Origin of the sequence: Burkholderia sp. Bp9012 (genome assembly GCF_003853825.1) — a bacterium.
Taxonomy (GTDB): Bacteria; Pseudomonadota; Gammaproteobacteria; order Burkholderiales; family Burkholderiaceae; genus Burkholderia; species Burkholderia diffusa.
The window spans coordinates 78,257-91,968 of the sequence record NZ_QTQA01000006.1; the positions used below are offsets into that span (position 1 = coordinate 78,257).

The 13,712-nt window shown below is 64.7% G+C and carries 12 protein-coding genes; 2 read left to right on the forward strand and 10 right to left on the reverse strand.

The window, feature by feature from the left end:
* Window positions 1-269: 269 nt before the first annotated feature.
* The 6 genes from astE to DIE11_RS09950 are packed head-to-tail and all read right to left on the reverse strand — an operon-like array spanning window position 270 to window position 7,496.
* Window positions 270-1,304, reverse strand: coding sequence for a succinylglutamate desuccinylase (gene astE, locus DIE11_RS09925; protein ID WP_185633741.1), 1,035 nt, complete (start codon window positions 1,302-1,304; stop codon window positions 270-272).
* Between the two features lie 7 nt (window positions 1,305-1,311).
* Window positions 1,312-2,652 carry an N-succinylarginine dihydrolase gene (astB, locus tag DIE11_RS09930; RefSeq protein WP_124623251.1) on the reverse strand — a complete coding sequence of 447 codons (1,341 nt, stop codon included), beginning with the start codon at window positions 2,650-2,652 and terminating at the stop codon, window positions 1,312-1,314.
* 14 nt (window positions 2,653-2,666) lie between these two features.
* Window positions 2,667-4,130 carry a succinylglutamate-semialdehyde dehydrogenase gene (gene astD, locus DIE11_RS09935; RefSeq protein ID WP_124623253.1) on the reverse strand — a complete coding sequence of 488 codons (1,464 nt, stop codon included), beginning with the start codon at window positions 4,128-4,130 and terminating at the stop codon, window positions 2,667-2,669.
* A gap of 7 nt (window positions 4,131-4,137) precedes the next feature.
* A complete protein-coding gene (astA, locus tag DIE11_RS09940; protein WP_124623255.1) occupies window positions 4,138-5,184 on the reverse strand; it encodes an arginine N-succinyltransferase in 1,047 nt (348 codons plus the stop codon).
* Window positions 5,181-6,233, reverse strand: coding sequence for an arginine/ornithine succinyltransferase subunit alpha (aruF, locus tag DIE11_RS09945; protein WP_124623257.1), 1,053 nt, complete (start codon window positions 6,231-6,233; stop codon window positions 5,181-5,183). Before aruF ends, astA begins: the two co-directional genes overlap by 4 nt.
* A gap of 30 nt (window positions 6,234-6,263) precedes the next feature.
* Window positions 6,264-7,496 (reverse strand): aspartate aminotransferase family protein, encoded by a 1,233-nt coding sequence (locus tag DIE11_RS09950; protein WP_059683013.1) that lies wholly within the window; start codon window positions 7,494-7,496, stop codon window positions 6,264-6,266.
* 758 nt (window positions 7,497-8,254) lie between these two features.
* On the opposite strand from DIE11_RS09950, the gene DIE11_RS09955 reads away from it, so the two are divergent.
* Together DIE11_RS09955 and DIE11_RS09960 are read left to right on the forward strand one after the other, a co-directional pair.
* A complete protein-coding gene (locus DIE11_RS09955) occupies window positions 8,255-8,836 on the forward strand; it encodes a PAAR domain-containing protein (protein WP_124623259.1) in 582 nt (193 codons plus the stop codon).
* Window positions 8,829-9,446: a type VI secretion system amidase effector protein Tae4 gene (locus DIE11_RS09960; protein ID WP_124623261.1), complete on the forward strand. Its 618-nt coding sequence runs from the start codon at window positions 8,829-8,831 to the stop codon at window positions 9,444-9,446. The genes DIE11_RS09955 and DIE11_RS09960 overlap by 8 nt, the downstream gene beginning before the upstream one ends.
* A gap of 737 nt (window positions 9,447-10,183) precedes the next feature.
* On the opposite strand, the gene DIE11_RS09975 is transcribed toward DIE11_RS09960, so the two are convergent.
* The 4 genes from DIE11_RS09975 to DIE11_RS09990 are packed head-to-tail and all read right to left on the reverse strand — an operon-like array spanning window position 10,184 to window position 13,464.
* Window positions 10,184-11,221 (reverse strand): GlxA family transcriptional regulator, encoded by a 1,038-nt coding sequence (locus DIE11_RS09975; RefSeq protein ID WP_124623265.1) that lies wholly within the window; start codon window positions 11,219-11,221, stop codon window positions 10,184-10,186.
* A 21-nt stretch (window positions 11,222-11,242) separates the two neighbouring features.
* On the reverse strand, window positions 11,243-12,043 hold the full coding sequence (locus DIE11_RS09980; RefSeq protein WP_124611256.1) for an ABC transporter ATP-binding protein: 801 nt from the start codon (window positions 12,041-12,043) through the stop codon (window positions 11,243-11,245).
* 21 nt (window positions 12,044-12,064) lie between these two features.
* Window positions 12,065-12,778: an ABC transporter permease gene (locus DIE11_RS09985; RefSeq protein ID WP_059447650.1), complete on the reverse strand. Its 714-nt coding sequence runs from the start codon at window positions 12,776-12,778 to the stop codon at window positions 12,065-12,067.
* Window positions 12,775-13,464, reverse strand: a complete 690-nt coding sequence (locus DIE11_RS09990; protein WP_059523652.1) for an ABC transporter permease — start codon at window positions 13,462-13,464, stop codon at window positions 12,775-12,777. The genes DIE11_RS09985 and DIE11_RS09990 overlap by 4 nt, the downstream gene beginning before the upstream one ends.
* Between the last annotated feature and the right edge of the window lie 248 nt (window positions 13,465-13,712).

Sequence of the window (13,712 nt, forward strand, 5' to 3'; positions counted from 1 at the left end):
CGCGCCTTGATGCGGCGCAACAGCCGCAAGGCCGCGATTGTACCAATCCGCGAGGCCCGATACGGCAAAGCGGCCGCCGGCACACGATGCTGCACTGCATGCGCGATGACGACCGGATACGCCGTCGAACTTGCAAGACGATGTCGCAAATACGCAAGGCGCGACGCGCGGGCCGTCTGCACGGCATGCGGGCGTCGACGCACTTCGGGGATGCTGCCGGACGATGCGCGGGCGACGGATCGCCGTAGCCGCGCACCGCCGGTCTTCCGTCAGACGAGTGCGGCGAGCGTCTCGCGCGTGGTGTCGACGACGAGCAGGCCCGCGCGCAAACCCGGCTTCACGGTCGGATTCGGAAACACGATGCGCTCCTCGTCGTGCTGCACCGTGTAGCGGTAGTCGCCGTCCTGCGCGAGCACGGTGCCGCGCGCGAACGCGGTGAAGTTCGCGACGTCGGCCGCGACGAACAACTCGAGCGCGTCGCTCTGCTTCGTGATCTGGTCGATCACCGTGAACACGCGCGGCAACGGCGGAGGGTCGACGTCGCGCGGCGCGCCCGAGACGAGGTTGCGCACCGCATGATCGGCCGACGCGAAGCGCGACAGATCGTTCTGGCCGAACGGCCGCACCTTGCCGAGTTCGAGCGTGCACGCGTGCGCGCCGCAATGCTCGGCCGTGTAATGCGAATACGTATTGCCCTTCGCGCTATGCAGCAGCACGGCCGCGATGCGCGCATCGCCGAGCCATTCGACCATCGCGCGGGTCGGCGGCGTGCCCGTGTGCGGCAGCAGCGCGAACTGCTCGAACACCGATGCGCGGATCGCCGTGTGCATGTCGATGTGCCAGCGCGCACCGCCCGCCGGCGCGGCCGCGAAGAACGCAGCAGCCGCCGCTTCGAGTTGCACCGCGCGCGGCGCTTCGCGGCTCGCGGGCACTTGCGCGTGACGGCCGCTGAACAGGCGGTTCAGGTCGTCGTCGAGATAGCGTTCGCCCGCGCGCATCGCCGGCACGTTGCCGAACACGACGAGCAATCGGCACGCGAGCGGCAGCGTGCCTGCCGCGAGATCGCGCACGAGCATCGACAGCAGCTCGATCGGCGCGGTCTCGTCGCCATGCACGCCGGCCGACACGAGCACGCTCGCCGCGTCGCCGGCCCCATTGGCCGAAGCCGGCGCGAGTTGGAGCAGCCCGTCGCCGAGCCATTGCCAGTGCACCGCACCGTCCGCGCACGTGCCGTCCTTCACGGGCGGCGCGTCGCCCGCGAGCGTGAACGCGAGAAAATCGTCGAGCAGCGCGGCGCCCGACATGCGGGACTCAGCGCTGGAAGTCATACAGCGACCCGACGCGCAGGATCTGCGTGAGTTCGTCGAGCGCCGTGCGCGATTCGTCGAGCAGCGTCGGATCGGCGAGGTCTTCCGGTGCGAGACGGTCGCGATAGTGCTTTTCGATCCACGCGTCGAGCGACGCGAACAGCGTGTCGTTGATCCACACGTTCGACGTGACGGCCGCGCGCTCGGCCTCGTTCAGCACGACGCGCAGGCGCAGGCACGCGGGGCCGCCGCCGTTCTTCATGCTTTCGCGCAGGTCGAACACCAGCACGTCCCGGATCGGGCCGTTGCCGGCCGCGAGCTGGTCCAGATAGGCGGCAACGTTCGCGTTCTCGCGGCACTCCTGCGGCACGACGAGCACCTGCGAGCCGTCCGCGCGCGACAGCAGCTGGCTGTTGAACAGATACGACGTGACAGCGTCGTTCACGCTCACGGCCGCATCGGGTACCTCGATCACGTTCAGCCGTGCGCCGCGCGCGTCGAGCGCGGCGGTCAGCGTGTCGTAGATCGCCTGCTTGTTGACGAACGCGCGCTCGTGCGTGAACAGCGTGTCGCGGTTGCCGACCGAGATCACGTCGTTGTGGAACACGCCTGCATCGATCACGTCCGGATCCTGCTGCGCATAGACCGTCGCCGTCTCGGCGAGACCGTGGCGATGCGCGACCGCGCGGCTCGCCTCGAAGGTCTGGCGCGCCGGGAAGCGCTTCGGCTCCGGGCCGCGGCGATATTCCGCGCGGCCGTACACGAAGAACTCGACGCCCGGCTGGCCGTATTCCGCGCAAAAGCGCGTATGGTTCGCGGCCCCCTCGTCGCCGAGTGCCGGCGTGCCCGTCAGCGCCTCGTGCACCGCGAAGTGCGCGGGATCGGCGAACAGCGTCGACAGCGTGCGGCGCGTCGCTTCGTGCTCGATCGCGCGATGCAGCTTGCTGCACAGGTTGGCCGGCGTGAAGTGCACGCGGCCGTCGCTCGTGTCGGCCGACGGGCTGACGGTGGCCGCGTTCGCGGTCCACATTGCCGACGCCGAGCTCGCCGCGGCGAGCAATTCGGGCGCCTGCTTCGCGGCCTTCGCGATCACGTCCGCGTCCTTGCCGGAGAAGCCGAGCTCGCGCAACAGGCGCAGCGACGGGCGCTCTTGCGGCGGCAGCACGCCTTGCGCGAAGCCGAGATCCGCGAGCTGCTTCATCTTGCGCAGCCCCTGCTTCGCGGCGGCCTTCGGGTTCGCGGCCGACTTCTCGTTGTTGAGCGACGCCACGTTACCGAACGACAGCCCGGCGTAGTTGTGGGTCGGGCCGACGAGTCCGTCGAAATTGGCTTCTTGTGCGTTCATCGTCGTTCCCTCGATCAGAAATGCAGGCCCGGCGACAGGCTCGCGGGCAAGGTCAGTTCGGTGCTTTCCACCGACGCCATCGGATACGCGCAATAGTCGGCCGCGTAGTACGCGCTCGGCCGATGATTGCCCGAGCGGCCCGTGCCGCCGAACGGTGCGGCGGACGATGCACCGTTGGTCGGGCGGTTCCAGTTGACGATCCCCGCCCGGATCGTGCGGCGAAAGTGGTCCCATGCCGTCGCGTCGTCGGCCAGCAAGCCGGCGGACAGGCCGAACGCCGTGTCGTTCGCGCGCTCGATCGCTTCGTCGAACGTCGCGTAGCGGACGATCTGCGCGAGCGGGCCGAAATGCTCTTCGTCGGGCAGGTTCGCCACGCCGGTCACGTCGATGATCGACGCGTTCACGAAACCCAGGCGCGGATCGCGCTGCGTCATCGCGATGATCGGCTTCGCGCCCTGCTCGATCAGACGCGACTGCGCGTCGACGAGCTTCGCGGCCGCGCGTGCCGAGATCACCGCGCCCATGAACGGCTGCGGATCGGCGTCGAACACGTCGGCCGTGATCTTCGACGTGACGTCGGCGAAACGTGCGAGGAAGCGGTCGCCGAACGCGCCTTGCGGCACGAAGATGCGGCGTGCGCACGTGCAGCGCTGGCCGGCCGACAGGAACGCCGACTGGATCGTGTGATGCACGGCCGCGTCGATGTCCTTGACTTCGCCGATCACGAGCGGGTTGTTGCCGCCCATCTCGAGCGCGAGCACGATTTCCGGACGGCCGCCGAACTGCTTGTGCAGCAGCGTGCCGGTGTCCGAGCTGCCGGTGAAGAACAGCCCGTCGATCTGCCGATGATTCGCGAGCGCGATGCCCGTGTCCTTCTCGCCCTGCACGAGGTTCAGCACGCCGGCCGGCAGCCCGGCTTCCTGCCACACCTCGACCGTCGCGCGCGCGACGCCCGGCGCGAGCTCCGACGGCTTGAACACGACCGTGTTGCCCGCGATCAGCGCCGGCACGATATGGCCGTTCGGCAAGTGGCCGGGGAAGTTGTACGGGCCGAACACCGCGACGACGCCGTGCGGACGATGGCGCAGCACCGCGACGCCGTCGGCCATGTCCTGGCGCTTCTCGCCGGTGCGTTCCTGGTACGCCTGGATCGAGATACCGACCTTCGCGGCCATCGCCGCGACTTCGGTGCGCGCTTCCCACAGCGGCTTGCCCGTCTCGCGGCCGATCGCGGTGGCGATCGCTTCCTTGCGCTCGGTGAGCAGCGCCGCGAAGCGCTTGGCGATCGCGCAGCGCGATTCGAAGTCGAGTGCCGACCAGCCGGCGAATGCGCGACGCGCGCTCGCGACCGCACGGTCGACGTCGGCCGCCGATGCGCTGTCGCCCTGCCATGCGATCGCGTCGGTGCCCGGGTTGCGCGAAGCGAAGACGGGGCCCGAGCCTGCGACCCAGGCGCCGTCGATGAAGAGTTCCGTCATGATTCGTTTATCCCTGTTTGACTTTGAGCGGCAGCACGCGGACCGGATCGCCGGCCTTCACGTCGAGCGCGGCGGCATCGTCGGCCGACAGCACGAACGAGCCATTCGCGACCACGCCCGGCGCGACGCCGACGCGGAAATCGCCGAGCGACGTATTCGACACGAGCGACTTCGGCGGATGGCCGCCCCACGCATCCTCTCGCGCATCCGGCTCGCCGATCGCGACCGGCACGACGACGCTTTCGCGCACCGTGCGCAGGTCGTTGACGTGGCATTCGAGCACCGGGCCCGCGTCGAAGATATCGACGTGATTCTGGTAGCGCAGCCCTTCCGCTTCGAGCATCTTGCGGGCCGGCAGCGTGTCGCGGTGCGTGAGGCCGACCGCGTCCTGCGCGTCCTGCGGCAGCAGGTCGACGTACACCGGATAGCGCGGCATCAGTTCCGCGAGGAACGACTTGCGGCCGTGCGAGCTCAGGTAGTCGGCCGCGTTGAAATCGATCTGGTAGAAGTGCGAACCGACCGCGCGCCAGAACGGCGACGTGCCGTCCTCGTCGAAGTGGCCGCGCAGCTCCGCGCAGATGCGTTCCGGAAAGCGGTCGCGGAACTGCGCGATGAACATGAAGCGCGAGCGCGACAGCAGGCCGCCGACACCGCCCGTGCGATAGCGCGGGCTCAGGAACAGCGAGCACACTTCCGCGTAGCCAGTCAGGTCGTGCGAGATGTTCAGCGCGTGCATCCGCGTCCACACGCCGAGCTCCTGGCTTGCATGCACGACCGTGCTCACGCGATAGTTGTAGAACGGCTGTTCGAGGCCGACCTGCGACTCGATCCCGCACACGCCCGCGATGTCGCCCGTCTTCGAATCTTCCATCACGAAGAAGTAGCCGGCTTCGCCCGGCGCGGCCTCGCCGTCGAGCGTGCGACGCGTACGTTCGATGCGCGCGGCGAGCGCGTCGCGGTCGGGCTTGAACGTGGTCAGGCCCGGCCCGGTTTCCTTCGCGAGCGACACGAGCGCGTCGACGTCGCCCGTTTGTACGACCCGAACGACGATCATGCTGCGTCTCCCTTCATCTCTTCATCGTCGCGGCGATGCAGCGGCACGCAGCGCACGACATCACCATCCTTCACATCGAGCGCCGCGCGCACGTCGCCGGCCAGCGGCGCGTCGGCCGTGTCGCCCGGCAGGTCGGCCAGCACGCAGCGGAACGATTCGCCGCTGCCCGTCGACACCATGTACGCGACATCGCCCTGCTGACGCGCGGCTTCGCGCACGGTGCGCTCCGCGCCGTGCTTCACGCATGCGGTGCGGTCGACCTGCGCGGTCAGCACCGGGCCCGCGTCGAAGATGTCGACGAAGCGGTCCGGCTCGAAACCTTCCTCGAGATGGATGTCGTAGGCGAGCAGTGCCGTTTCGTTCGGCTCGCCGAGCACGCGCTGCGCCGCTTCCGGCAGCAGCGGCACGTAGAGCGGATACGCCGGCATCACTTCCGCGATGAACGTGCGGCTGCGGCCGCCCGACGCGATGTCGACGTCGGTGAAGTTGCGGCCGAAGAACTTGCGGCCCACCGCTTCCCAGAACGGCGATGCGCCCGTGTCGTCGCTCACGCCGAGCAGCAGCGTGAACACTTCCGGCGTGAAGCGGCGGCGGTTGGCGGCGATGTACATCATCCGCGCACGCGAAATCAGGTGGGCGGCCGCGTCGCCGCGCAGCGACGGATCGACGTAGAAGCCCGCCAGCCGGCTCTTGCCGGTCAGCTCGTGCGACATCGTGAGCGCGTGGATCTTGCGGTTCACGTGCAGCTCGCGCGACGCGTGGATCAGTGCGTCGTTGCGGAACGCGTAGAACGGTTCCGAGTAGCCGGCCGCGGCCACGATGCTCGCCGTGCCGAGCAGCTTGCCCGTCGACGAATCCTCGAGCACGAAGAGATAGAACTCTTCGCCGGCGAAATCGACGTCCGCGCGAAACGAATCCTCGGAGAGCGCCACGCGCGCTTCGAGCGCCGCGCGGTCGTGCGGCAGCGAGTGCAGGACCGGCTGCGCGGTGCGCGCCATGTGCGCGAGCGCATCGAGATCCGTGAGTTTGCCGGGGCGAACAAATAGCATCGTCGTTCCTGTCTGCGATGGGTGCGCCGATCAGCGCGCGGTGGCTTCCTGGGCCGCGAGCACCTGCTCGACTGCCTTCTCGAAGCGCTTCACGCCTTCGTCGAGCAGGTCGAACGGGATCACGAGCGACGGGACGAAGCGCAGCACGTTCGGGCCCGCGATCAGCATGATCAGGCCGTTCTCGGCCGCGGCGGCGACGAAGTCCTTCGCGCGGCCGTCGAATGCGGCGGTGAGTTCCGCGCCGACCAGCAGGCCCTTGCCGCGGATGTCCTTGAAGATGCCAAAGCGTGCGTTGATGCGTTCCAGCGCGCCCTTCAGCCGGACGCTGCGTTCGCGCACGCCTTCGAGCAATGCAGGGTCGCCGATCAGTTCGACGACCTTGTCCGCGATCGCCGACGCGAGCGGGTTGCCGCCGTACGTCGTGCCGTGCACGCCGACCTTGAAGTGTGCGGCCAGTTCGTTCGTCGTCAGCATCGCGCCGATCGGGAAGCCGTTGCCGAGCGCTTTCGCGGTCGTGAGGATGTCCGGCGTGACGCCCGTGTCCATGTACGCGTAGAACTGGCCCGTGCGGCCGACGCCCGTTTGCACTTCGTCGAAGATCAGCAGTGCGTCGTTCGCGTCGCATGCTTCGCGCAGTGCCTTCAAGAAGGCCGGATCGGCCGGGATCACCCCGCCTTCGCCCTGCACCGGCTCGACGATCACCGCGCAGGTTTGCGGGCCGATCGCGGCCTTCGCGGCTTCGATGTCGTTGAACGGCAGGTGCTTGATGCCGGCCGGCACCGGGCCGAAGCCTTCCGAGTATTTCGGCTGGCCGCCGACGCTGACCGTGAAGAACGTGCGGCCGTGGAACGACTGGACGAACGACACGATTTCGTATTTGTCGGCGCCATGGCGGTCGAATGCGACGCGGCGTGCGAGTTTCAGCGCGGCTTCGTTCGCTTCCGCGCCCGAGTTCGCGAAGAACGCGCGGTCGGCGAAGGTCAGCGATTCGAGGCGCTTGGCGAGGCGCAGCACCGGCTCGTTCGTGTAGCCGTTGCCGATGTGCCAGAGCTTGCGGCCTTGTTCGTCCAGGACCTTCAGCAGTTCAGGGTGGCCGTGGCCCAGCGACGTCACTGCAATGCCGCAGGCGAAATCCACATACTCGCGGCCGGCCGTGTCCCACACGCGCGAGCCCTCTGCACGGTCCGGCACGAACGGCGCGGGGGAGAATACCGGCACCATCACTTCATCGAATGTCTGGCGGGTCACGGTCGAGGTCGTCATGGTCGTTCCTTTCGGTTTCGTAAGAGGGTTCAACAGGATCAAGTTTAGGTAAGGGTGACGCAAGCGTCTTGCGGATTTGCGACGGGTTCTATCGGAAGCGCTTTTTTCTGTCGCTATTTTGCCCTTCCGGCAGGGGACCGCGGGTTTTGGTGTCGGGGTGAGGTTTTGGTGGTGCGCTTGCGGTTTCGTGAAGCACCTATGATCGTGTCGGTCTACTAGCGTCGCCCCTGCGCGGGGCAGCGGTTACTTTTCTTTGTCTTGCCAAAGAAAAGTAACCAAAAGAAAGGCGCTGTGAAAACGCATGACGTCCCGGTGCCGTGGTCACCTGAGTGGCCCTCGCCTAAGTGTCCGCGCCAGCCAGGAACCCGGAGTGGTTCGAGCAATGGTTCTGACACCACTCACCACCCAACAGAGCGGTATACCGCCCGCCAGTTCCATCCTCGCTTCGCTCGGCTGACGGGGACGCATCCCTCAAGCAGCACAGTTGGTCGATCGGTTCCGGTGGCCACGGCAAGTAAGCGACGCCACGAATCCCACCCACAAGCACCTCGTCATCCTCACGGCCCTTGAGAATAACGCGGCTAGCGAACACGGAATAACGCAGTCGGCACATTGCTTGATAACGCAAAGGGTAAATGAGCACCGTTCGACAAGTAGTGCAGTCAGCGTGATCACGCCTTCTCAAGTACTTCGAACAATATCGAGATATAGCCTTACGCCGTGCGGCTACCATTGTGACTTTCCGAGAGGGCCAAACGATGAATAGAAGAATTGCGGTTGTGGGTGACAGCCTTTCAAGCGGAGGAACAATTAGCCCATACAGCGGGCCACCATTCCTAGTCCACGGGCATCAAGCAGCCTTGATTGGCGGCAGTGCGTTCTGCACTGCATGTCAAAGCACCGGCGTCATCGCAAAGGCCGGCGGGCCATATCAACTCAAGTTTCAGGGAGAAGTCGCACTCGACCGCGATATTGTCCTGTGCGGCTGTTCGACTCCGCCGAGCATCGTTGCTTTGCTTGCCGGTGAAGCATGGTGTGATGATTGGCTAAAGGGTCTCGGGGAGGTCGTTTCGGACCGGACAACAACCGGCCGCGTCGTGTCGATCAAGCAAGGCGAATTTGATGAGCAGGTCGAGGCGAAGTGTAGCGGCAGTACTGCCCAAGGGCCCGCGGGTTACCCCTATTACATCGAGACGGCAGACGGCCGCATCCATTCCGGCGTGCTCGATGCAAACGGCGAGCTACCGCGCGTCCACACCGGCGACGGCCCCCGAGACTACATCGTCTACTGGGGAGACGAAGCAATTGCAAAAAGACACACCGGGGTGAGTTATGCCTAATCCATCTACGAAGGTCCGCACGAACGACACGCCAAAATCGAAGAAATCTGTACAGCTTCGAGCGCTGTCCTTTCAAGAGCTCTGGAACGCGTACCCGAAGAAAGACCCCTACGACGACCCCACTGGCGAATATGAGAATCAATGCGCCATTCGCATGAGCGTCACGTTTCACAGCATCGGAAGCGACATGAAGTCGTTTTCACAAAATGTGTTGAAGCCGATGCCGGGAAAGAAGATGCTAGGCCGTCTGATGCTTGGTGGCAAAGCGACAGCGACACGCGCGTACGAGCTGGCTGAATGGTTAAAGCTTCGCCCGTTCCTTGGGCTTGGCAAACCTGACAACATCACTGGTCCAGATTGGCAAACCAAGATAAGAAACCGAACCGGTATCATCTACTTTTTCGGCTACTGGCGACAGGATGGCGATTCTGCCGACACACTCAGCGGCGGTCATATCGACCTGTGGAACAAGGACACACTTACCCCATCCGTCGTGAGTTTCTTACGCTTCCGCATTGGCATGTCGCAATTCCGAAACCCACTGACAAACAACAGCTGGTTCTCCGACCTGGCAAATTCCAAAGAAATCCTATTCTGGGAAGTGAAATGAAACGTATGGCGCTCGCTATACTAGGGTTCGCGTGGGGCTTGCTCGTCACATGGGTGACCATCTACGCCCTCAATCACATCCGTTGGCCCGCGGTGAAGTCACATACAGCGGGTTGCAACGACATGGAACACTGCACATCGCATGCGAAGTTCCTGTGGGGCATGTTCGCCATGCTGTTATGGCCCGCTGTCACATGCGCGATATTAAACGCGGTAGCGTATAAACGATGGTCGGGACGTCGTTGGGGAGGAGCATTTTTCGTTGTAACGTTGCTCGCCGCGCTGTTCTATTGCAAGCCATACGTCGCACCCTACTTAGGTCTTGCCGACTAACCCCTATCGCTGCTCTTGGGGATCAGATGTGCGCCGTCGTCGTCCATTTGTCGCACGCCTCCTGGCAAGGCCACAGCAAGCACCCTCATCTTGCGACTTGAAGCACCTTGCAGCCGAGCGAAGCGAGGATGGAGCTAGCGGGCGGTATACCGCTTTGTTGTGTGGTGAGAGGTGTCAGAACCATTGCTCGAACCACTCCGGTTTCCTGACTGGCGCCGACACTTAGGCGAGGGCCACTTCGTGGGCCACGGCACCGGGAAGTCATGCGTTATCCGAGCGCCTTTCTTTTGGTTACTTTTCTTTGGCAAGACAAAGAAAAGTAACCGCCGCCCCGCGCAGGGGCGACGCTAATAGACCGACACGATCACAGGTGCTTCACGCCAACCGACGAGCAACCCACGAGAATCAATCCTTCCCCCCACGCTCGACCAACGCGCCCCCGCGAGGCTCGCTCCCGGTTTGCTTTTCGAGCCAGGCTCGCCGGTCCTCGCGTGGCGTCACGCCGAACCGCTCCCGATAGGCATTGGAAAAATGCGCAGCAGAAGAAAACCCACAAGCGAGACTGACCTGCACGACCGATTTGCTCGTGCGCTGCAACTGCGTCCTTGCCTTGAGCAACCGGAGATTGAGGTAATACTTGGAGGGCATCGCCCCGAGATACTGCCGAAAGAGCCTTTCGAGCTGCCGCCGCGACACGCCCACGAGCCCGGCGATCTCGTCGGTCGTCAAGGGATCCTCGACATTGGCTTCCATCAAAAGCAACGCATCGTTCAGCCGAGGATGCCGCTCGCCCGGCGCAGTCACGAAAGGAATCCGCTGCCGCTCCTCGCCGCTGCGCAGCGTGCCGGCCCCGAGCGCATCGGCAATCCGCTCACCGAGATCGGGCCCATGTTCCCGGCCAATCATGGCCAGCATGAAATCCACGGTAGCCTGCCCACCCGCGCACGTCGCGCGGTCCCGATCGATCTCGAAGATCTGCTGCGTGACGATCGACCGCTCGAACTGCTCGGCGAACTGCTGATACGTCTCCCAGTTCACGCTCACGCGATATCCGGAAAGCTGTCCGGCCATCGCAAGCCACCACACGCCGTGATGAATGCCGGTCACGACCGGCGTCCGCTGCCCGACCCGCGCGAGACTCGCGAGAAACAACCGGTAGTCGGCAAACTGCTGAAACCGCTCCGACACGACGATCAGCCAGTCGCACGCGATCGCATCGTTGAACGCCGCATCGGCATGCCACTGCGCCCCGCCGACGAGCGGCACCGGCCGCCCGTCCCACGAACACACCTGCCAGCGATACAGCAAGCGCCCGTCGATCTCGTTCGCGAGATGCAACGCATCGACGATCGGACCCACGCCCGACATCGACACGGGCGGCAATGCAACGATCACCACCTGCGTCGTGCGGGTGGCGCCTGCGGGACGAGACACCGGTACCACGTATGAAACCCGCCCTTCGCGTTACTTGAGACTGCCCGACAGGAACTGCTTCAGACGCTCGCTCTGCGGACGCACCAGCACCTCCTTCGGATCACCCTCTTCCTCGGTCCGCCCCTGATGCAGGAACATCACGTGGTTCGACACGTTGCGCGCGAAACCCATCTCGTGCGTGACGACGATCATCGTGCGGCCTTCCTCGGCCAGCTTCTGCATCACCTTCAGCACTTCGCCGACCAGCTCCGGGTCGAGCGCAGAGGTCGGCTCGTCGAACAGCATCACGTCGGGATGCATCGCCAGCGCACGCGCGATCGCGACACGCTGCTGCTGGCCGCCCGACAAATGCGACGGATACTGCTTCTCGACGCGCGGCGCGAGGCCGACTTTCTCCAGATACTCGCGCGCACGCTCCTCGGCTTCCTTCTTCGAAATGCCGAGCACGTGCACCGGCGCTTCCATCACGTTCTCGAGCACGTTCATGTGCGCCCACAGATTGAAGTGCTGGAACACCATCGCGAGCTTCGTGCGGATGCGCTGCAACTGCTTGTGATCGGCAACCTCGAGCGCGCCGGCGCGGTCGGTCTTCGTGCGCACTGCCTCGCCGTCGACGACGATCTGCCCCGCATTCGGCCGCTCGAGAAAATTGATGCAGCGCAGGAACGTGCTCTTGCCCGAACCGCTCGCACCGATGATGCTGATGACGTCGCCCGCCTTCGCGTTCAACGACACGCCCTTGAGCACCTCGTTGTCGCCGTAGCGCTTGTGAATGTCGACCGCTGCAAGCTTGACGGAAGCGGACGCGCTCGTTTGAGTGATCTCGGCCAACTGGCTCTCCTCGAAGTGAAATCAATGACGGCCGGCCGCGAGATACGCGAGCCAGTGGCGCTCCGCCCGGCGAAATGCCGCGACGAGTGCGAACGATACCGCAAGATAGATCAGCGCGGCGATTCCGAACGACTGGAACGCCATGTAGGTCGCGGAATTGGCGTCGCGCGCGACCTTCAGGATGTCGGGCACGGTCGCCGTGAACGCGACGGTGGTCGCGTGCAGCATCAGGATCACCTCGTTGCTGTACAGCGGCAGCGCGCGGCGCAGCGCCGACGGCAGGATCACCCGGCGGTACATCGTGAACGGCGACATCCCGTAAGCACGCGCTGCCTCGACCTCGCCGTGCGGAATCGCGCGAATCGCGCCGGCGAAGATCTCGGTCGTATACGCGCAGGTGTTCAGCGCGAACGCGAGGATCGCGCAATTGAAGCCGCTGCGGAAAAACGCGTCGAGCAGCGAGTGCGACCGCACGAACTCGAGGCTGTACATGCCCGTGTACATCAGCAGCAGTTGCACGTAGAGCGGCGTGCCGCGGAACACGTACGTGTAGAACCGCACCGGCATCGAAAGCCATTTCTTCTTCGATACGCGCGCGACCGCGAGCGGCACTGCGCACACGAAGCCGAGCGAAATCGACGCGACGAGCAGCCACAACGTCACCGCAAGGCCGGAGAGGCGCTGGCCGTCCCAGTAAAGGAACGCCTGGCCGAATTCCTGGAGGATCTCGATCATAGTTCTGCGTGCCGCACGCCCATGGAATAACGCTTCTCGAGCTGGATCAGCACGAGGTTGGAAACGGTCGTGATCGCGAGGTAGATCAGCGCCGCGACGAGGATGAAGAAGAACATGTTGAACGTGCTCTTGCCAGCGTCCTGCGCGGCCTTCACGACGTCCGCGAGACCGATGATCGACACCAGCGCGGTCGCCTTCACAAGCACCTGCCAGTTGTTGCCGATGCCCGGCAGCGCGAAACGCATCATCTGCGGAAACATGATCCGCACGAACACGCGCATGCCGCTCATCCCGTACGCCGCGCCGGCCTCGAGCTGGCCGCGCGGCACCGACAGGAACGCACCGCGGAACGTCTCGGTGAAGTACGCGCCGTAGATGAAGCCGAGCGTCAGCACGCCGGCGACGAACGGGTCGATGTCGATCTGGTCCCAGCCGACGAGGTCGGTGAACTGGTTCAGCCAGATCTGGATGCTGTAGAACAGCAGCAGCATCAGGACGAGATCGGGCACCGAGCGGATGAGCGTCGTATAACCGGTCGCGATCGCTCGCAGCACCCGGTTGTGCGACAGCTTCGCCACCGCGCCGATCAGCCCCAGCGCCACCGCGGCGGCGAGCGACAGCACCGACAGTTCGATGGTCTGCACGGTGCCGGCCCAGAGAACAGGACCAAAGCCGTAAAGGAACACGCGCGTCTCCAGTGTTGATATGAACACCGGCGCGCATACCTTTCCGCGCCGGGCTGACGCGGATAGTCGCAAGCGAAATTGATTGCCTCAAATCACCGTGCACGCGATTGCTGCGCCGCAGCAATTCGTCCCACCATTTGCAGGCACGGCCTACGCCACTGTTTCAAAAGGAAAAAAGCCGCTTCCTGACAGTCGGATGACACGCAGGGAAGCGGACTTTTTGCAATTTTCCGGTCGCTTTTTCGATA

What these genes read in the sequence shown, in the direction of transcription:
- astD (WP_124623253.1), bottom strand. Translation starts at nt 4,130, where the DNA reads ATGACGGAACTCTTCATCGACGGCGCCTGGGTCGCAGGCTCGGGCCCC.
- DIE11_RS09950 (WP_059683013.1), bottom strand. Translation starts at nt 7,496, where the DNA reads ATGACGACCTCGACCGTGACCCGCCAGACATTCGATGAAGTGATGGTG.
- aruF (WP_124623257.1), bottom strand. Translation starts at nt 6,233, where the DNA reads ATGCTATTTGTTCGCCCCGGCAAACTCACGGATCTCGATGCGCTCGCG.
- DIE11_RS09955 (WP_124623259.1), top strand. Translation starts at nt 8,255, where the DNA reads ATGAATAGAAGAATTGCGGTTGTGGGTGACAGCCTTTCAAGCGGAGGA.
- DIE11_RS09985 (WP_059447650.1), bottom strand. Translation starts at nt 12,778, where the DNA reads ATGATCGAGATCCTCCAGGAATTCGGCCAGGCGTTCCTTTACTGGGAC.
- DIE11_RS09960 (WP_124623261.1), top strand. Translation starts at nt 8,829, where the DNA reads ATGCCTAATCCATCTACGAAGGTCCGCACGAACGACACGCCAAAATCG.
- astB (WP_124623251.1), bottom strand. Translation starts at nt 2,652, where the DNA reads ATGAACGCACAAGAAGCCAATTTCGACGGACTCGTCGGCCCGACCCAC.
- astA (WP_124623255.1), bottom strand. Translation starts at nt 5,184, where the DNA reads ATGATCGTCGTTCGGGTCGTACAAACGGGCGACGTCGACGCGCTCGTG.
- astE (WP_185633741.1), bottom strand. Translation starts at nt 1,304, where the DNA reads ATGTCGGGCGCCGCGCTGCTCGACGATTTTCTCGCGTTCACGCTCGCG.